Origin of the sequence: Allobosea sp. RAF48 (genome assembly GCF_052114025.1) — a bacterium.
Classification (GTDB): Bacteria; Pseudomonadota; Alphaproteobacteria; order Rhizobiales; family Beijerinckiaceae; genus Allobosea.
Genome location: NZ_JBFRDZ010000004.1, coordinates 42,375 through 62,132, shown reverse-complemented (window position 1 = coordinate 62,132; position 19,758 = coordinate 42,375). Strand labels below are relative to the sequence as shown.

Here is a 19,758-nt window from a genome sequence, read left to right as displayed (position 1 = left end):
TGCGTCGGCGCCAGGCTGATGTCAAATTATTGAACCGATGGTTCACCTAGCGAACCGAATCGAGCTGTGCTAATGGCGAACTCACGAGGAGTTGGCCCCGTCAGCCAGGGGCTGAGCAGAAGGAGTGCGCCGAAGATGAGTGCTGACCCGCCAAAAGAGATCGAGAAATACCGGGTCGATGCGGTTGATGCCGCGCTTGGCGTCCTCCAGCTCATTGCGGAGACACCGGACCTGGGACTCTCGGAAATCACGCGCCGTTCGGGACAGAGCAAGGCGAGAGTCTACCGGCTTCTATGCAGCCTCGAGGCCAGTGGTTTCGTCAGCTCCACGCCGGAAAAACGCACCTACCGGCTGGGGTTGGCTGCGCTGGCGATTGGAAATGCAGCCGAACGGCAAATCGACATAGCGAGGGTAGCCGGACCGATCATCGCGAAGCTCGGAAGCAGCACCGGCGAGACGGTCCAACTTCGCGTGCGAGATGGTCGAAACAGCCTATGTGTGGCTGGCTGGGAGCCAGAAAGAGCAGTGAAAGTCCTGGCCGGCATCGGCGGAAGCCGGCCAATGCACGCCGGTTCTGGCGTCGTCCTTCTTGCCTTTCAGGATGAAACGTTTCGAGAAGCGGTTCTCAGAGAGCCGCTCAAGGCATTCACGGACCGCACCTGCGTTGACCCGGAACGCCTTCGGCAGGTTCTCGCGAACGTTCGCGAGCAAGGCTTCTACGTCAGCCATGGCGAAGTGAGCCCCGACCTGATCTCGATTTCCGCGCCAGTAATGGGCCCGGACGGAAAAATCATCGCAACGATCCACATCGGTGCGCCAACAGGGCGGGTGAGCGAGAGCCTTCTCCCTAGTCATATCGAAACAGTTCGCAGCGCAGCCCGGGAACTCTCGGTGCTGCTGAGCGCATCACGATCCACCGCCTGAGTTCTCGGCGGTGCCCCCTTCCATGCAGAACCCACGGACGAGGATGCCATCACCATGGCTTTAGCAACGCAAAATAAGGGGGGCGTGGAGGGGGCGCTTGTCGACAGAGTCTCGGCGGACCGCATGATGACCGGGCTCAGGGCGTTGGCCCGATGGCCCAAAGTTGCGGGAACCGCCGGCGAAGCCTCGAGCTTCGCTTGGCTCAAGGAGCAGCTCGATCAGATTGGTCTGAAGGCAGAGCTCATCGCCCATGACGCTTACATCAGCATTCCCGGGCCTGCCCGGCTTGTCGTCGACGGGCGAACCGTGCCGGCAATTACGCATTCGATGTCGCTCTCCTCTCCGGAAGGCGGCCTGACAGGATTGCTGGTCGATCTCGGCGAGGGGGCTCGCAAATCCTTTGCCGAGCGAGATGTCCGCGGCCGGATCGTCCTGGTCGATGGGATCGCCAGTCCCGGTATCGCATTGCTCGCCTCGCAGGCCGGCGCGATAGGCGTGGTGCAGATCAGTCCCCACCATCTGCTGCATGAGATGTGCGTTTCGCCAATCTGGGGTAGCCCTTCGGCCGAGACGCGCCCGGCATTGCCAAAGGTCGTCGTCATCACCGTCAGCAACGAGGCAGGCCAAGCTCTGCGGGATACGCTGAAGGCAGGCATGGGGGAGGTCACGCTTCACGCGGCCGTCGATACCGGCTGGCGCAAGACCCCGCTTCTCGTCGCCGATCTCCCGTGCGCCGACGATCCACAAGGTCCCTTCATCCTGCTCTCCTGCCATGTGGACACCTGGTTCCACGGCGTCATGGACAATGGCTCGGCCAACATCGCGATGCTGGAGGTCGTGCGGCTCTGCGCGCAGAAGCATGAGGAATGGAAGCGCGGGCTTCGCATCTGCTTCTGGTCCGGCCATTCACAGGGCCGCTATTCGGGCTCGGCCTGGTATGCCGACAACCATTGGGCCGAGCTCGACGCCCGCTGTGCCGCGCATGTCAATCTCGACAGCCCCGGTGGGATCGGCGCGAACGATCTGACCAGAACCGGTTCAGCCGGCGGCCTTTTCCGGATCGCGGCGGATGCGATCGCGGCAGAGACCGGTCAGGAACTGGTCGGGCGGCGCAAGGCGCGCTCCGCCGACGACTCCTTTCCAGGAATCGGGATTCCCTCCGTCTTCGGCAGCCTCAGCCTGCAGGAGCCGAGCCCGCTCAAGATGCGCAACGACCTCGGCTGGTGGTGGCATACCGAGCACGACCTTCTCGACAAGATCGATCCCGACTTTCTCGTCCGAGATACCAAGGTCGTGTTGAGGGTGGTTCAGGGCTTGCTCACTGAGGAGCGGCTGCCGGTCGACTATGCCGGTCAAGTTGGTGCGCTTGTCGAGGAACTCGCCAAGCTCGGCCGGCAATTGAATGGGCGATTGGATATCGAAGAGGTTACCGAGGAAGCCGGGTCGCTTGCCGGCGCCATCGCCGACCTGAACAGCGGGCGACTCGATCCGGCCACGCACAATCACGTTCTGATGCGGTTGAGCCGCATTTTGGTACCCCTGGATTACACCAAGGGGGATCGCTTTGTTCACGATCCCGCTCTGTCGCTCTCCCCCTGGCCGGTTCTGGACCCGATCAGGCGATTGACTTCGGATTCTTTGGATGAGGACTACCGCTTCACGGCCGTGGATGCTGTCCGGGCCCGCAACCGCCTGAGCCACAGCCTGCGCGAAGCATCAAGTTTGTTGCGGTCGGCAAGCCTCGAGGCTTCGACGGCCACTGCGGTCGTTCGCGAGGCCGCCGGACAGCCTGGAGCCTGACGCTATGCGCGCGACTGCACAGCCAAGCGCTTCGGCGGACGTCCCGAAGATGCTTCGTGACGTGATGGTCACGATGCGGGATGGCGTCCGTCTGGCCACGGATATCTATCTGCCCGCCCAGCAGGATGGGCCGTTTCATGCAATTCTGGAGCGGACGCCTTATGGAAAGCACCTGGCTTCTCGGTCGGAGTTGACGCTCGGCAACGATCGCCCGATGTCCCGGATGGAAGTCGCGGCTGCGTTCTGCCGCGCGGGATACGCTGTGATTTTCCAGGATTGCCGTGGTCGCTACGGATCGGAGGGAGAATTCACGAAGTACTTGTCGGAAGCTGCCGATGGCTACGACACCATCCAGTGGATCGCAGAGCAGGCGTGGTGCTCAGGCAAGGTCGGCACGATGGGGCTATCCTACGCCGCCCACACGCAATTGGCTGCTGCCTGCCTCGCTCCTCCGGCGCTTGCCGGGATGATCCTCGACTCCGGCGGCTTCTCGAATGCCTATCGCTGCGGGATCCGGCAGGGGGGAGCGTTCGAGTTAAAGCAGGCAACCTGGGCCTATAGTCGGGCGAGGGAAGGTCGCGCCTGCGCCGATGACCCCAATCTGGCTGCTGCGCTTGCCGCCGAGAATATCATCGATTGGTTCGGCCGCATGCCTTGGAGCCGCGGCAATTCCCCTATTCGGTGGGAGCCAGAGTACGAAAGCTATCTGCTGGAGCAGTGGCAGAACGGCGCCTTTGGTGATTATTGGAAGGCGCTCGGCATCTACGCTGCCGGCTACTACGATCAAATTCCGGATATTCCGATCCTGCTGATGTCGAGTTGGTACGACGTCTATGTTCCAACGACGTTCGAGAACCTCGCCGGGCTGAGCCGCGGCAACCACCGACCGGAACTGGTGATGGGCCCGTGGACACACGGCAACAGGACAGGATTTTCGGCGACGTGGATTTCGGCCCTGCCGCGCCTTTCGACGGAAACATCGGCGAAAACTGGCTGCGGTTCCGGATCGATTGCTTCGATCGGTGGCTGAAGGGAACCGACGCCACGGAAAGCGCCTCGGTGCGGCTCTTCGTGATGGGGGGCGGGACAGGGAGGAAGACGGAGGCCGGCTTTATCGATCATGGCGGGCGTTGGATCGAAACCACCGCATGGCCACCTCCGCAGGTCTGCGAGGCGGCGTTACACCTCCACGCGAACGGAACGCTGTCCGCCAACGCTGCCGCGGCGACGGATGAAGCGCTCTCCTATGATTTCGATCCGCGCGACCCGGTGCCGACGATCGGCGGCGCGTTGACGAGCGGCCAGCCCGTCTTCGAAGGTGGAGCTTTCGACCAGCGCGAAGACACGCGCTTCTTCGGCTGCCGCACACCGGGCCTGCCGTTGTCGTCGCGCCCGGACGTGCTGATGTTCGAGACGGAACCGTTGGCCGCAGATCTAACGATCATCGGACCGGTCAAGCTGCATCTCTGGGTCTCGTCCGATGCGCCCGACACCGACTTCACGGCCAAGCTCATCGATGTCCATCCGCCGAGCGTCGATTATCCGACGGGCTTCGCGATGAATCTCAGCGATGGGATCTTTCGATGCCGTTATCGGCATTCGTGGGAGAACCCCGAAGCAATCCGGAGCGATGAACGTTTCGAGATCGTTATTGAGCTTTTTGCGACGGCCAACCTGTTCAAGGCCGGGCACCGCATCCGCCTCGACGTTTCGTCTTCGAACTTTCCGAAGTTCGACGTGAATCCGAATACAGGCGCGCCTGAGGGCAAGGGGCGCGCCAGGAACATCGCGCGCAACACGGTCCATTTCGGCCATGCAACGCCGTCGAGATTGCGGGTCCATGCGATGCGAGATGAGTGAAAGGCGTCTCGCTCTTTTCGCTTCTCTCCTTGGGCCGGCATGAACTGCGGGTTGTCGATCCAATTCCGCTCGGCAGGCCCGAATTTGACAGCTTTTCCGCTTTGCAGCGGCTCGTGCCCCAGCCCGACATCGAGCGGCGAGATGCCAAGGGAGCCCCTCATCGTCGACTTCCGGGGCGTCATTCTTGCGCCGCTCGAAACCTCGTCAAAGCAGCACGATAGCGAAGGCGAGAGCGAAGGCCGCGATCAAGCCCAGATGGGCCATCCAGCCGAGATATCGCGCAGCTATCCAGACGCGATAGAAATACCAACGTATTGAGATCGCTGTCATATCGGGCTCCAAATCCTGGGCCCAGGGCAGAAAGCCTGCCGAGTCATCAAAATGACCTTCAAATAATAAGAACGGTCATATGAGGCGTTTTTGGACAATAACACCTGGGCATTGAAAAGTCCATTTTCATCATTTTATTTAGAGATATCGATGGTCTTTTGATTTTACTATTTTGTTTTCTTTTAAGGGCGGCCTATGATGCCCTTATCGGCAGTCTCTTATCAGGGCGCTGTCGGCTGAGGGCGTTCACGCTCTGGCCCTGACCGGGGAGGACTCGATGTCCTCAACCTTTCTGACAGCAGGCGACACAAAATTGATCGAGCACCTGCTCGATGAGGTCTATGAATCCTGGGCGCAGCGCGGCATCGATATCGAGAAAGCCCGTGCCGAGCTCTTCGCTCGTGCCTATGGCAGCGGTGCCCGCATCGACACCAACTTCGGCCGACACTTGGAGAAACATACCGGAGGAGCGGGCAGGGGGGACACCCCCTTTCTTCGACAAGAGCACATGCTCCCTTCGCCGGATGAGGAGCTGAATGCGGCGCCGGAAGTTCTGCCAATTTCAACAGCAGGTCATACCGATGTCCTGATCATCGGACGGAATTTCAGCGGCGAAGCGGCTTTGATCCGATGGCTCTCGGACGGTCCTTTGCTTCGGCCAAATGGATTTTGGGCGCGGTGCGACAACGACGAACCATTCGCGGCGACGCACTGGATTCCATCAACCTGGACGACGGATGAAGAGCGGAAGCATTCCGGCCGAGGAGCGTACGTAGACGCCAAGCCGGAATTCCTGTCCCACCTTGATCTTCAGTCGGCGATTGCGGCGTTTCTAACGGTCTGCCAGGTCGAGGCTGGCGCGGTATCGGCGGCGACTGCGGCGGACGCTATTCGACGTATCTTTCCCAATTGGAGGGCGGCGGGGATCGACCTTGCCACCGCAATCGCAGAAGAAGCGCTTCGCCAGGGCTTCCCGATCGGAGAGGGATTGAAACCGCCCATCCCATTCTCTCTGGAGAGCTGGGAGAATGAAGGTGGTGCGGTAGCCGGGGAGAAGCGTCATCGAGCCAGTTCCGGCCCGGACCATCGATCTCTGAATTCCGGCGCGGGTCATGACCATGCGATGGTCGAAACCCAGCCCTGAGTCTTTGAGCCGGCCGTCATCTCTATCGAGAATTTGGTCGGCGGCAACTCCGCTTGCATTTGATCCTCAGAGGCTTCGCTGGCCGCCTTCATCTCGTTTCCCGCGCCGCGCGCGGACGATCGGCTCTATCGTGAAACCGACAGTCGAGGCTTATACCGTCGCCATCCCGTGGTACGAACCGGAGGATTTCGATCAACTCTGGGCAATGACCAGCGACGGGGGCGATGCGCCGCCCGATTACGACACCTGGCATCGAAGCGCCGTTGCCGTTGTCAGCGCGTGGCTCGCCACGGGGCGGGCCCTGCAAATCGTGACGATCCGTCCGGTTGGCCTGATCGCTTGGCTCGACATTCGTGGATTGGCCAACACGACCGAAAATCAACGTCGCTACGCGGAACATTTCGCTACCCGAAACCAAGATGCCGCCTAGACGAAGGCAATTTCCCTGCCGTCGAAATCGCGCCGCGCTGCTCTTCCTGCGAAGCAGTGATGTCGATAAAGCGCCGAAAAAATCAGACGAACACTTCGATAATATCAAAATTATTTTGAATCTCTGAGAATGAAATATGATACCGTACTCTACGGGAGCTTTCTCTTCCGTGGAACGAAAGGTAATCCCATGAAAATCCCTGCAGAAACCAAGCCTGCAATCTGGGGCGCGGTCGGTGGCGCGATTGCTCTCGCAGTAATCGGATTCACCTGGGGAGGTTGGTCCACGGCCGCATCAAGCGAACGCCTGGCCGCGCTGAGGGCCGAAAATGCCGTCGTGGCCGCCCTGTCTCCGATCTGCGTGAACAGATTTCAGCAGCAGCCGAATCCTGATGCTGCTCTCGGCGAATTGAAGAAGATCAGCTCCTGGCAACAGGGCGATTACATCGCGAAAGGCGGCTGGGCCACGATGGTGGGCAGCACCTCGCCGGACTCGGCCGTGGCAAAGGCATGCGCCGAAACGCTCAGCATGCAGAAGAGCTGAGATGTTGACGGGCTGCGCGGAGAGATTCCTGCGCGAGCCGGCGAAGACGCAAAAGCCTGACATTGGCGCCCGGGCTCGCCGACACGAAGAGCGGTTCGTTCGAGCCCGCCCGTTCATGCCGGCGAGACCCGCAGGTGCCTCCGGTTTCAGGCCAACGCCAAGGCCAGTGCCTGGGTCAGCACGGCTGCCCCCGCGCGCGGGGCTTCAGCCTCGCAACGGATGAGACCCGAGCGGCGAGGACGTCTTCCGCCCGCCCACCGGCGGCAGGAGGGAAGGGCGCTTTCACGCGGCTGTCGCCAGAGACGCTCACCGCCGCAACCCTCAGGAGGTGGCCATGGCCAAAGGACAGCTACGCGGCAATCGAGAAGCCAAGAAACCGAAGAAGAAAAAGGAAATCGCGGCGGTGCCGACCCCGGTCCGCGGGACGTCGATGCCAATCGCCCCCCCGACGAACACGAGCAAGCATGAGCGCCCGAGCCAGAAAAAATAGGGTCATGTTGAAGCCGAGCGCTCTTCGCCGCGAGCAGCCTGCCGGGACCTGTCGCGCGGTGGTCGACGCGGAGGAGATGTCGGACATCTTCTGTCTCGCCTATCGGCGAAGCTCGTCCCTGGGCGTCGTCCACATCGTGCCAGTGTGGACTGAAAGGCGGCCATGAACGCAATTGCTGACACCCTGCGTCGCCGCCGCACAGAACTGCTGCAGCGGGGAACCGCCGCTTGGCTAGGTTCCATCTGGAGCGACACGGCGCCAATCCGGGAGGAACTGTTCGGGGTCGAACGGCTGGAGGAGCACGCCGGCAGCTTGGCCGCGGCTCAGCCGGTCACGACTCGGCCTCCATCCGTTCCCTCCTTGCACGGACGCCTGAAGAGCAATGCGGCCGTGCTGCTCGCCGCCTACCGGGCGACGGCAGTCGTCGTAGAGAGCGGGCACGCGGTCGTCCCCGCCGCTGAATGGCTGCTGGACAATTACCATCTCGTGGAGGAGCAGATCCGCGAAATCCAGGGTGACCTGCCACCCGGCTACTACAGGCAATTGCCGAAGCTCGCCGAGGGCCCCTTCGCCGGCTATCCGCGCGTATTGGGCCTGGCCTGGGCTTATGTCGCGCACACGGACAGTCATTTCGATCCGGAGATGCTGCGCCGCTTCATCGTCGCCTATCAGCAGGTCCAGCCGCTGACCATTGGCGAGTTATGGGCTGTCGCGATCACGCTGCGCATCGTGCTCATCGAGAATCTTCGTCGACTTGCCGATCAGATCACGGATGGGCGCCGCTCCCGTCGGGAGGCCGATCTTTTGGCCGACCGGCTTCTGGCTTCGGGGGAAGCTCGCTCGGCGCTCGAGGCGGACATTGTTCGTCGCTCTCCCGGGCCACTTAGTGAAGTCTTCGCCGCGCAGCTCGCCAAGCGGCTCAGGGACCAGGACCCCTGGACGACACCTGCCCTAGGGTGGCTGGAGGAACGGCTGCGAGCCCAGGGCGCGTCGATCGATGGCGCGGTCGAGCAAACCCAGCGGCGGCTGGGTGCCTCGAATGTCAGCGTGCGCAATATCATCACCAGCATGCGGCTGATCTCCGACATCGACTGGGCCGAGCTCTTCGAGAGCGTGAGTCTCGTCGACGACCGGCTACGGGCAGGCAGCGCCTTCGGCGCCATGGATTTTCCAACCCGCAACCTCTATCGGAGCGCGATCGAGCAGCTCGCTCGCGGTTCCCGGCTGTCCGAGCTCGACATCGCCGGGCGTGCGCTGAAGGCCGCAGCGACGGCGGAAGCCACGGCGCCGGAGGACGGTGAAACCGCAGCAGCCCGCGATCCCGGCTATCATCTGATAGCCGGCGGGCGAACCGCGTTCGAGCGGACGATTCGATTTCGTCCGCCACCACGGCTCCGCCTCATCCGTCTCAGCATCCGCCTCGGCCTCGGCGGCTATGTCGGCACGATCCTCGCAGTCACACTCGGCCTGACCGCGCTCGCACTCTGGGCGCTTTCCGCAGCGGGTCTTTCCGCCGGCGGGCTCACCGCCTTTGCGCTGGTCGGCTTCATACCGGCGAGCGAAGTCGCGACCGCCCTCGTCAACCGGGCGGTGGCTTTCATGTTCGGCGCCGCCGCGCTGCCCGGCCTCGAACTCGCGGGCGGCGTGCCCACCTCCCTGCGCACCCTCGTCGCCGTGCCGACCCTGCTCACCGGCGAAGCCGATCTCCTGGAACAGATCGAGCGGCTGGAGGTCCATCATCTTTCCGGCGCAGGCGGCGATCTCACTTTTGCCTTGCTGTCGGACGGCGTCGACGCCGACCGGGAGGTCCTCGCCGAAGACGCGCCGCTGCTCGAAGTGGCCGTGAAGGCCATCGAGGAACTGAACCGGCGTTACGGCCCCGGTCCCGGAGGCGACCGCTTCCTCCTGCTGCACCGCCGCCGCCGCTTCAATCCAGGCGAGAAACGATGGATGGGATGGGAGCGAAAACGCGGCAAGCTGCACGAACTCAACCGCCTTCTGCGCGGAGCGAACGATACCTCCTTCATGTCCGTGGCCGGTCACCTGCCGCATGTTCCGGCCGATGTGCGCTACGTCATCACGCTCGACGCCGATACGCGCCTGCCCCGGGACGCCGCGCTCCGGCTGATCGGCAAGATGGCGCATCCGTTGAACCGTCCGAGATTCAGCCTTGCCGAACATCGGGTCGTCAGCGGTTACGCCATTCTCCAGCCGCGGGTCACGCCCTCGCTGCCGACCGGCAATGAAGGCTCCTATTATCAGCGGGTCATCTCCGGCCCCGGCGGCATGGACCCCTACGCAGCGGCGGTATCCGACGTTTATCAGGACCTCTTCGGCGAGGGGTCCTACACGGGCAAGGGCATCTACGAGATCGACGCGTTCGAGGCCTCCCTTGCCGGCCGGATTCCGGAAAACGCGCTGCTCAGCCACGATCTGTTCGAAGGTGCGTTCGCGCGCGCCGGACTCGCCTCGGATGTCGAGGTCGTCGAAGAGTTTCCCTCGCGCTACGATGTCGCCATGAAGCGCCATCACCGCTGGGCACGCGGCGATTGGCAGCTTCTCCCCTGGATCCTGGGATTGACCGCGGGAGCGGGAGCACTCACGGCCGTCGGCCGCTGGAAGATGCTCGACAATCTCCGGCGCTCGGTCCTGTCGCCGATAACCTTGCTCGCGCTCGGCCTGAGTTGGCTGTTTCCCATGCCCGCAGCGATCATGGGCACGTTCCTGACGGTGGCGACGATTGTGGTTCCCGCCTTCCTGCCGATCGTTTTTTCGGTGCTTCCTGGTCGGCGCAACATCCGCCTGCGCAGTCACCTCGTCAGGCTGGCATCGGAGCTGCGGCTTGCTGCGGCCCAGACGTTCCTGTCGCTTGTCTTCCTTCCCGATCAGGCCTGGCGAATGGGCGATGCCATCGCCCGAACCCTGGTGCGGCTGCTCGTCACGCGCCGTCACCTGCTGGAATGGACGACGGCCGCCAGGTCAACTGCGAGCCCGAGGCTGGATGTTCCGGGCTTCTATCGCCAGATGGCGGGCGGCACGACGCTGGCCCTCCTGACGACGGGGAGCGCGCTCGCCTTCGCGCCGTCGTCATGGCCGCTCGTCCTTCCATTCGCGCTGCTCTGGCTCGGCGCGCCCGTCGTGGCGCAATGGGCAAGCCGCTCGCCCAGTGTGCCACAGCGCCTCGCCATTCCGGATTCGGAGGCGCGCGATCTGCGCCTCATCGCGCGGCGCACCTGGCGCTATTTCGAGACCTTCGTCACGCCGGCCGACAACATGTTGCCGCCGGACAATTTCCAGGAGGATCCCAAGCCGGCCCTCGCGCACCGGACCTCGCCGACCAACATCGGTCTTTATCTGCTTTCGGCCGCAGTTGCGCGAGACTTCGGCTGGGCGGGCACGATCCAGACCATCGAACGGCTGGAGGCGACATTCGAAACCTTGAAGCAGTTGCCGCGCTTTCGAGGGCACTTTTTCAACTGGTACGGGACGACGGACCTCGCCACGCTGCCTCCCAGCTATGTCTCGTCCGTCGACAGCGGCAATCTCGCGGGCCATCTCATTGCGCTGGCCAACACATGCGAAGAATGGGCGGATGCCTCTATCGCCGCGACAGCGCGACAGGGCGCGGCCGACCATCTCGCTCTGGCGCGCGAGGCGTTGCTGGCCCCGGACATCCCGAACAGCGAACAGGCACGGGCATTGGCCGCCGTCCTGCAAGAGATCGACGCCCAGCTCAGCGGCGTCCAGACGATAGATGCGCTCACCCCCGCGCTGATCCGCCTCGCGCAGAAGGCCTCCGCAATGACGCCGGCCCCTGTCCTGGAGGAGGGCGGCGACGGCCTCGCCGACATCGCCTATTGGGTCGATGCGCTCGGAAAGGGCTTGCGCGAACATGACCGCGATCGCCGCCAACTCGCCGAGGCGTCCGCAGCGATGAGGACTCGCCTGACGGCGCTCGCCGACACCGCACGCGCCATGGCGATGGAAATGGATTTTGCCTTCCTGCTCGATCCCGAACGGAAGCTGCTCTCCATCGGCTATGCCCTGGACGATAACGGCCTCGATCCGAGCTGCTACGACCTCCTGGCGTCCGAGGCGCGGCTCGCCAGCCTGATCGCGATCGCCAAGGGCGATGCGCCGACACGGCACTGGTTCCGGCTCGGCCGGCTCTCGACACCGCTCGGGAACGGGTCGGCGCTGATCTCTTGGTCAGGATCGATGTTCGAATACCTGATGCCCTCGCTGGTGATGCGCGCGCCGGCCGGAAGTGTGCTCGAACAGACCAGCCGTCTCGTGGTCGCGCGGCAGCAATCCTACGGCCGATCGCTGGGCGTCCCGTGGGGCATGTCCGAATCCGCGTACAATGTTCGGGATATCGAGTTCACCTACCAGTACTCGAATTTCGGCGTACCCGGCCTCGGCCTGAAGCGCGGCCTCGCCGAGAATACCGTGATCGCTCCCTATGCGACCGGCCTCGCCAGCATGGTGGATCCGCAGGGCGCGCGAAAGAACTATGCCCACCTTGCCCGGTTGGGCGCCCAGGGTCGCTACGGCTTCCGTGAAGCGCTCGACTTCACCCGCTCGCGGCTTCCCGAGGGAAAGACTGTCGCGATCGTGGGCAGCTTCATGGCCCATCATCAGGCCATGACCATCGTGGCCATCGCCAATACCCTCCATGACGGGCGCATGCGCGACAGGTTTCATCGTGAACCGATGATCCGGGCGAGCGAGCTCTTGCTGCAGGAACGCGCTCCCCGCGACGTCGTGCTGTCGTCTCCGCGCGCCGAGGGGGTCCGCGCCTCCGCTGCGGAGGCACCCGGCGGCGGCGAGACGGCGCGGCGCCTGACGGCCTCGGCCGCCGGTGCACCGATCACGCATCTGCTGTCCAATGGAACCTATGCCGTCATGCTGACCGCAACCGGGGGCGGCTACAGCCGCTGGCGCGACATTGCCGTGACGCGCTGGCGGGAAGATGCGACGCGCGACGATTGGGGCTCCTTCATCTTCGCCCGAGACCTTCGCAGCGGCGCCGTCTGGTCCGGCACCGCCCGGCCGATGGCGGGCGGTGCCGGTGAAGGGGAGGTCATGTTCAGCGAGGACCACGCCCGGTTCACGCACCACGATCTGGATCTGTCGACGACGGTGGATGTCATCGTTTCCGGCGAGCACAACGGCGAAGTCCGTCACATTTCCCTCGCCAACAGCGGCAGACGGACACGCGAGATCGAGCTGACATCCTATGCCGAGCTCGTCCTGACCACGCCGGCCGCCGACGATGCGCATCCAGCCTTCGCAAAGATGTTCGTGCAGACCGAGTATCTGGCCAATTTCGGAGCCCTGATCGCCACCCGTCGGCTTCGGACGCCGGACGAGCCGCAGATATGGGCGGCGCATTTTGCCGTCGTGGAAGGCGATGTCACCGCCGGCCCGCAATACGAGACCGACCGCGCCCGCTTCATCGGCCGTGGCCGCAGCATCGACACGGCGAAAGCCCTGTCGAGCGGGCAGCCTTTGTCGAACACCGTCGGGACAGTACTGGACCCTATCTTTTCGCTGCGCCAGAGCGTGCGCATCGAACCCGGAAAGGTTGCGCGCGTTGCCTTCTGGACCGTCGTCGCCTCTTCGCGGGAAGAGCTTCTCGACCTGATCGACACCCACCATGATCGCAGTGCGTTCGATCGTGCGAAGACCCTGGCCTGGACACAGGCACAGGTTCAGCTCCGCCATCTCGACATTGATGCGGGAGAGGCCGCCGATTTCCAGCGCCTTGCGGCACCGCTGCTCTATGCTGATCGCCGCTTCAGGTCGCCGTCGGAAGTGATCCTTCGGGGCGCCGGCTCGCAATCGGGTCTATGGCAGCACGCCATCTCCGGCGACCTGCCCATCGTTCTGCTGCGGATCGACGATGTCGAGGACATCGCGCAGGTGCGCCAGTTGCTCCGCGCCCACGAATATTGGCGCATGAAGCGCCTCGCGGTGGACCTCGTCATCATCAACGAGCGCGTTTCCTCCTATGTCCAGGATCTCCAGACCGCCATCGAGGCGGCGGTCCGGGCCAACCAGTCGCGGCCGCCCTTTGGCGAGACGCCGGCGCGCGGCTCGGTCCATGTGCTGCGCGCTGACCTGATGAGCGTGGAGTCGCGCCTGCTTCTGCAGTCGGTCGCGCGCGTGGTCCTGGTGGCGCGGCGCGGCCCCATCGCCAATCACCTGGCGCAGTTGCAGCAGCCCTTGGCCCCACCGGCTGACACACGCCGTGTCCATCGGCCGGCTGCGATGCCCCGCCCGGCGCCGTCGCGGAGCGCGCCCGCCCTCGAATTCTTCAACGGCCTCGGGGGCTTCGACAAGGACGGCCGGGAATATGTGACCATCCTCGGTGCGGGGCAGACGACACCGGCGCCCTGGATCAACGTCATCGCCAATACTGGCTTCGGCTTCCAGATATCCGCCGAGGGCAGCGGCTATAGCTGGGCGGCGAACAGCCGCGAGAACCAGATCACCCCGTGGTCGAACGACCCGGTCGCCGATCCGCCCGGCGAGGCGATCTATGTCAGGGACGAGGAGACGGGTGATCTGTGGAGTCCCACCGCTCAGCCGATCCGCGACGACGGAATCTACGTGGCACGGCACGGGTTCGGCTATAGCCGCTTCGAGCATGAAGCCAACGGCATTGCGCTCGATCTGCTGCACTTCGTGCCGCTGGACGATCCCGTCAGGATTTCCCGCCTGAAGCTCACCAACCTGTCCGGCAGACCGCGCCGGCTTTCCGTCACGGCTTATGCGGAGTGGGTGCTCGGCACCTCGCGCGGCGCATCGGCACCGTTCATCACCACCGAGATCGACATGCGGAATGGGGCGATGCTGGCGCGCAACCCATGGAGCATCGCCTTCGCCTCGCAAATTGCCTTCGCCGATCTCTGCGGACGGCAGACTGCCTGGACGGCGGACCGTACCGAGTTTCTCGGGCGGGAAGACGGCCCCGCATCGCCGCTCGGCCTGACCGGCAAATTCCCCCTCTCTGGAAGGACAGGCGCGGGCCTGGATCCATGCGCAGCCTTGCAGGCGACCGTGGAACTCGGCATCGGCGAGACCGTCGAAGTCGTATCGTTGCTCGGGCAATGCGCCTCCATGGAAGAGACGCGGGTGCTGGTCGCGCGGTATCGGGAAGCCGATCTCGACGCCGTCCTCGCCGCGGTGACCGATCACTGGCAAGCGGTGCTCGGCGTCGTCCAGGTGAAGACGCCGGACCGGGCCATGGACATCATGCTGAACGGCTGGCTGCTCTATCAGACGCTCGCCTGCCGCATCCGCGCCCGCTCGGCCTTCTACCAGGCGAGCGGCGCCTATGGCTTCCGCGACCAGCTGCAGGACGGCATGGCGCTGACGCTCGCCCTGCCGGGGGAGACGCGCGGCCATATTTTGCGGGCGGCCGGGCGGCAATTCGTCGAGGGCGACGTCCAGCACTGGTGGCTCCCGCAAACGGGCCAGGGGATACGTACCCGCATATCCGACGACCATGTTTGGCTCGCCTTCGCGACCGCTACCTATGTCACGAGCTCGGGCGATATCTCGATTCTCGATGAGGTCGTTCCGTATCTCGATGGGCCGCAATTGCGGCCGGAGGAAACCGATCAGCTCTTCCACCCGATGCAGAGCGATGAAACGACCTCGCTGTTCGAGCACTGCGCCCGCGGCCTCGATCACGCTCTTTCGCTCATCGGCGCACGTGGCCTGCCGCTGATGGGAACCGGCGACTGGAATGACGGCATGAATCATGTCGGCGCGGGCGGAAGAGGGGAAAGCGTCTGGCTCGGCTGGTTGCTCATCCGCACCATCGAACTCTTCGCACCGTTGGCGGAAGAGCGAGCTCACGGCCGCGCCGGGCGCTGGCGCGCCCATGCGGCGGCGGTGCGGCAGGCGCTGGAGCGCTCGGCCTGGGACGGCGAATGGTATCGCCGGGCGACCTTCGACGACGGCACCTGGCTCGGCTCGAAGGACAGTGGCGAGTGCAGAATCGACGCCATCGCCCAGTCTTGGGCGGTGCTCTCAGGCCTCGCCGATTCCGGGCGGGCGGCGACGGCGATGGCTTCATTCGCGCGTCACCTGATCCGCACAGACGATGGCCTTGCCCTGCTGTTTGCACCGCCGTTCGACAAGACGCCGCTCGATCCGGGCTACATCAAGGGCTATCCGCCGGGCCTGCGCGAGAATGGCGGGCAATACAGCCATGCCGCCATGTGGGCGATCCTCGCCTTCGCCAAGCTGCGTGCAGGAGAGAATGCGCATGATCTCTTCGCCCTTCTGAATCCGATCAACCATGCCCGCACGCCGGAAGAGGCCGAGCGCTACAAGGTCGAACCCTATGTCGTGGCGGCCGACGTCTATTCAGTCGCGCCCCATACCGGGCGTGGCGGCTGGACCTGGTATACGGGCTCGGCCGGCTGGATGCATCGAGCCGGCGTGGAAGGTATCCTGGGCATTCGCCGGGAGGGCGATGTCCTCCTTGTCGACCCCTGCATCCCTTCAGCTTGGCCGGGGTTCCAGGCGACGGTGAGGCTCGGTGAGGCGATCTGCCGGATCGAGCTTCGCGCACTCGGCGCGGGCAAGGAGAACGAGCCTTATTGGGTTCTCGACGGAGTGCGTGGCGCAGACGCCGATCGACCCGTCCGTGTCCCTATCGACGGCAGAAGCCACGATCTGCTGATGTTCACCTGATACTGACTGCCAGTTTGCCCCTGAAAGCTCTGCCTTCAAGTCAGTCGTCGCGGGGCTTCTTCATCAAAGCCCTGCGAGTGCGAGCCTCCCAATCCACGAGGTCCTTGTCGTACTGATCCTGAAACCAGCGCGAGACGGTCCCGCTGCGGGTCGATATCGGTCTCAGCGGGTACCGGACATTGTGCCGCTCGACATAGCGGCCGAAACTGCCGCTCGCCTGCCACCCCGCTGGATCGCTGGAGGCTGCCAGCGCGGCAGCCCGTCTGTCCATTGCGTCCATCTTCCGCGCACGGACACAAAGGTCCAGTGCCTCGGAAAGGAGCTCTCGGATCGTCTGTTCCCGCTCTTCCATCACCCTGCCTGCGTTCGGACGGCAGCAGCCAAAGCGTACCCGTTATTCATGGCGACGCGGTCGCGGTTTTTCCAGCCGCATTTTTCGCTACCACCCACGGTGTCGCTGTGGTCGGTGCTGCCGATTGGGAAACTCAGCCCAGCAACGTTAAACTCCTCCTCTGGCGAAGGAAGCATGCGCTCCTGTCTGCCATACGGAAAGCCGATCTTGCCGGGCGAGTACGTGCGCCGCCACCGCCTCGCTGGCTTGACGCGCTCGGCCAAAAGTCGTCGCAGATCAGTTTCGAGCGACACGCTGCCCTTGACGGCATCACGGAGCAGGCGGGCTCGGGACGCTTCCTGGCCGGCCCCGCGCCGAGGCGGATACCCTAGCTCGACGAGCAATCGCTCGATCATCCCCAAATTCTCGGGAGCCAGCAGCGCAGAGGACATGATGTCCACCTCTCCGCCGGGGCTAGGCACCCTGGCCCGCCTCCGCCGGCACCACATGTTTTGGAAGCTGTCGGCTAGCGAATATTGCGCTTTTGCCGGAGGGAAGCGAATCTCACCGGGTCACAACTTCGTTAGTCCTTAGCCTATCAGCGTCCCTTTGCCGCTTCTGCAAAGGTGACGCAGAATCGCGCTTGCGTATTCTATTGAACAAGCGCCTACTGAATTGTCGCCTCCTTTTAAGCCCGAACCGAGAGCGAGCCGCGGTGTCAATCTGACGCCGGAATTCGGGGCAAATATCGTGCAAAATCAGCGGCAAGCCATTTGGTTTGAAGGATTGGGCCAGATCGTCTGGCGCGATGGCACGCGCCAGTCGGTGCGGTACGGATTCGAAACGTCCGGGAACGCAAGCGGCAGGTGCCGCGGGCATTTCGACCTTGATCTTCGCCAGCCTCATCGCCCGTTTCTCTTCCATGAGGCCAGGCTGATTTGCGACGACGGACAGGTCGTGAACCTCGCGATCACCGACCACAGCAGCGATGGGGCGACCTTCGTTGGAAGGCTGCTCGACTAACGCTGCAAGATTGAGGAGCCGAGTCATGCCGAGCGACTACCACCAAGGTGACGTCATCAGCCTGTCCTTCGGTTTCCCGGAAAGGCCGGCGGTCGGAAACTTCGAGATCATACGGGTGCTGCCGGTGAACGAACGAGGACAGAGGCAATACCGGGTTCGCGGAGACGATGGCCTCGAGCGCGCCATCGAAGAGCATCAGATCCGGGCCAACCTCACGCAGAGGAATCCTTTCGGCAATCTGAGATAGCCGTAGCATCCAACGGACAATTGAACGTGCTGCCATGATACCGTGGCAGAGAATTGCGGGTTCGGATCATGGCTGACCGAAGCACAGAATCTGAGGTCACGTTCAGCCATTCCTTCAGGCTGAGCGTTCTATCGAACCCTCAGCCGCCCGGGACCTACCGGGTCGTCACCGACGAGGAGGAGATCCTGGGTCCGTCGTTCCAGGCCTTCCGCCGTACCGCCACGATGCTGCAGATCCCGGCCATCGAACTTTCACATGGCTCCTCTCAGATTATCCTGGTCGATCCCGTAGAGCTGGCAGCCGCTCTGGAGAAGGATAAGCAGCTCTAGATGTGAGCTCTCAATTGCTTGTCCCTCCGGTCCCGAGCGAGGAAGCTGAAGTTGCGAAGCTTCAGCGCGCCCTCGGCCCGGCCCGGCCGGTGCGTAGCTACGAGCGCGCCCTCCCAGGCGAACTGACCCATATCGACATCAGGAAGCTCAATCGTTTCCGTGAGCCGGGTCATCGTGTCACCGGCGATGGCGGCGGCGGCCGCAGCATCGGAGCTGGCTGGGAGTTCGCCCATGCCTGCATCGATGACGCACCCCGCGCCCCCGCATTTGCCGATGAGGCTCAGTTCAAGGACTTGGCCTCCGGGAACTTCCACTTGCCGCTGATGAGGGATTCCTCCGGACGATAAAGCCGTACGGTGTAGTTCCAACCCTCGACGATCGGCAGGCAGTTTGGGATTTTGCCGTCACAGCCGCCGAGCTGGACGGTCACCGAGCCGTCCGCATTCTTCTTCGCGGTGATGTCGTTGACCGAATAGGCATTATTGGCGTTCTTCTCGAAGAAGCCCTTTGAGTTGTAGACGCTGACCGACCAGAACTCCTTCACCGGCACGGTCTTTGGCACATTGATGGCATAGACCGTTTTGCCGTCGTTTTTCGCAGGAGTGAAGCTCTCGTAGATGGCGTGCTTTTCCGGAATGCCGCCCCATCCGGAGGCTGTGCCAAGCAAGTGCTGGATCGGATCGACTTGGCCCCGGGCTCCAAAGGAGCCACGAAACGACGGCTGATGTTTTGATAGCGCAAGCAGAGCATTGCGGATGTCCGAGAGGCTCTCCCGGTCCCAGTTTGGAAGGTCGAGCTTCCCTGTCTCCTTCTGGCTGACCTTGATGGCGTCCTGAAGCCTGTGGACCTCGTCCAGATCCTTCGGGTTGTTGGGGGCAACCAGCGTCCGGACTGCGACGAACGCATATCGAGTGCCAACCGATTTCTGCGTCAGCGTAACCGGCTTCGTGCCGTAGGCGACGACTGGCAGGTAGTGATCCTGATCGACGACCATCATCGACATATAGCGCTTGCCCGTGTCAGGCAGCGAGAGCGTTACCGGTCCGGCGGCAAGATCAAACACGGCAAACGAATAGAGCGTATCTCGGTTCATGCGGATGACCGTTTGCCCATCGATCGCCGCGGGTTCCCGGGAGTGCTGAAACCTGCCCAGCCCACCGATGGTCTTTGCATTCGCCGCGAGGTAATTATCGGTCTCAGCGCGGACGAAATTGTCAACGGTGACCGGGATTTTGCCGCCTGGCGCCTCGGCGAATGCTCCACCGGTCAGTGCAACCGAAGCAAATGCGAGACCGATCCCAACCGAGCGGAGCATGGACGTACCTCTTCATTCAATCTGACCAACGATGCGGGGCCATCACACAAGGCTCGGCACGGCACAACTCAAATGCCATCGAACCGATCATTGCGTGATCGGCCGACAGATTCTCGTCGGATCATTTCGCGCATGGGCAGGCCGCAGTCTTGCCATTTTGCGCCAATGAAAGGGCGATCTTCACCGCGCATCTCACTCAGGACAGCGCGATGGAGTTCCATGCGGGCATCAAGATGCAGGCGCGCGCCTTTTTATTCGGCCGGGGGCCTTAATGCGTCCG

General features: G+C 63.4%; 13 protein-coding genes and 2 pseudogenes. 11 read left to right on the top strand and 4 right to left on the bottom strand.

Annotation, left to right across the window (positions count from 1 at the left end):
- The first annotated feature begins 135 nt into the window (after positions 1-135).
- The 3 genes and pseudogenes from AB4Z10_RS09195 to AB4Z10_RS09185 all read left to right on the top strand — a co-directional run bounded on the left by AB4Z10_RS09195 (position 136) and on the right by AB4Z10_RS09185 (position 4,584).
- Complete coding sequence (locus tag AB4Z10_RS09195; RefSeq protein WP_441470090.1) at positions 136-924, top strand: IclR family transcriptional regulator; 789 nt, start codon at positions 136-138, stop codon at positions 922-924.
- A 126-nt stretch (positions 925-1,050) separates the two neighbouring features.
- The gene (locus AB4Z10_RS09190) at positions 1,051-2,724 is read left to right on the top strand and encodes a M28 family peptidase (protein ID WP_441470089.1); all 1,674 of its coding nucleotides are present in this window, start codon (positions 1,051-1,053) and stop codon (positions 2,722-2,724) included.
- A 4-nt stretch (positions 2,725-2,728) separates the two neighbouring features.
- A pseudogene (locus tag AB4Z10_RS09185) lies at positions 2,729-4,584 on the top strand (CocE/NonD family hydrolase).
- Positions 4,585-4,788: 204 nt separating this feature from the next.
- Here AB4Z10_RS09185 and AB4Z10_RS09180 read toward each other — a convergent pair.
- Positions 4,789-4,914: a hypothetical protein gene (locus AB4Z10_RS09180; RefSeq protein ID WP_441470088.1), complete on the bottom strand. Its 126-nt coding sequence runs from the start codon at positions 4,912-4,914 to the stop codon at positions 4,789-4,791.
- 277 nt (positions 4,915-5,191) lie between these two features.
- Between AB4Z10_RS09180 and AB4Z10_RS09175 the strand changes: the two genes are divergently transcribed.
- The 5 genes from AB4Z10_RS09175 to AB4Z10_RS09155 all read left to right on the top strand — a co-directional run bounded on the left by AB4Z10_RS09175 (position 5,192) and on the right by AB4Z10_RS09155 (position 16,233).
- Positions 5,192-6,058, top strand: coding sequence for a hypothetical protein (locus AB4Z10_RS09175; RefSeq protein ID WP_441470087.1), 867 nt, complete (start codon positions 5,192-5,194; stop codon positions 6,056-6,058).
- Positions 6,059-6,188: 130 nt separating this feature from the next.
- Positions 6,189-6,488: a hypothetical protein gene (locus tag AB4Z10_RS09170; protein ID WP_441470086.1), complete on the top strand. Its 300-nt coding sequence runs from the start codon at positions 6,189-6,191 to the stop codon at positions 6,486-6,488.
- 129 nt (positions 6,489-6,617) lie between these two features.
- The gene (locus AB4Z10_RS09165) at positions 6,618-7,031 is read left to right on the top strand and encodes a hypothetical protein (RefSeq protein WP_441470085.1); all 414 of its coding nucleotides are present in this window, start codon (positions 6,618-6,620) and stop codon (positions 7,029-7,031) included.
- A gap of 334 nt (positions 7,032-7,365) precedes the next feature.
- A complete protein-coding gene (locus tag AB4Z10_RS09160) occupies positions 7,366-7,521 on the top strand; it encodes a hypothetical protein (protein WP_441470084.1) in 156 nt (51 codons plus the stop codon).
- 360 nt (positions 7,522-7,881) lie between these two features.
- Positions 7,882-16,233 (top strand): GH36-type glycosyl hydrolase domain-containing protein, encoded by an 8,352-nt coding sequence (locus AB4Z10_RS09155; protein ID WP_441470083.1) that lies wholly within the window; start codon positions 7,882-7,884, stop codon positions 16,231-16,233.
- A gap of 40 nt (positions 16,234-16,273) precedes the next feature.
- Here AB4Z10_RS09155 and AB4Z10_RS09150 read toward each other — a convergent pair whose 3' ends face one another.
- Entirely contained in the window at positions 16,274-16,504 is a 231-nt protein-coding gene (locus AB4Z10_RS09150; protein WP_441470082.1) for a hypothetical protein, read from the bottom strand.
- Between the two features lie 80 nt (positions 16,505-16,584).
- On the bottom strand, positions 16,585-17,016 hold the full coding sequence (locus tag AB4Z10_RS09145) for a hypothetical protein (protein ID WP_441470081.1): 432 nt from the start codon (positions 17,014-17,016) through the stop codon (positions 16,585-16,587).
- 596 nt (positions 17,017-17,612) lie between these two features.
- Between AB4Z10_RS09145 and AB4Z10_RS09140 the strand changes: the two genes are divergently transcribed.
- From AB4Z10_RS09140 to AB4Z10_RS09130, 3 genes and pseudogenes are all read left to right on the top strand, one after another.
- Positions 17,613-17,834 (top strand): hypothetical protein, encoded by a 222-nt coding sequence (locus AB4Z10_RS09140; protein WP_441470080.1) that lies wholly within the window; start codon positions 17,613-17,615, stop codon positions 17,832-17,834.
- A 68-nt stretch (positions 17,835-17,902) separates the two neighbouring features.
- On the top strand, positions 17,903-18,163 hold the full coding sequence (locus tag AB4Z10_RS09135) for a hypothetical protein (protein WP_441470079.1): 261 nt from the start codon (positions 17,903-17,905) through the stop codon (positions 18,161-18,163).
- Positions 18,164-18,234: 71 nt separating this feature from the next.
- A pseudogene (locus AB4Z10_RS09130) lies at positions 18,235-18,420 on the top strand (IS481 family transposase); the annotation flags it as partial.
- A gap of 23 nt (positions 18,421-18,443) precedes the next feature.
- Here AB4Z10_RS09130 and AB4Z10_RS09125 read toward each other — a convergent pair.
- Entirely contained in the window at positions 18,444-19,478 is a 1,035-nt protein-coding gene (locus AB4Z10_RS09125) for a DUF1254 domain-containing protein (protein ID WP_441470078.1), read from the bottom strand.
- Positions 19,479-19,758 lie beyond the last annotated feature (280 nt).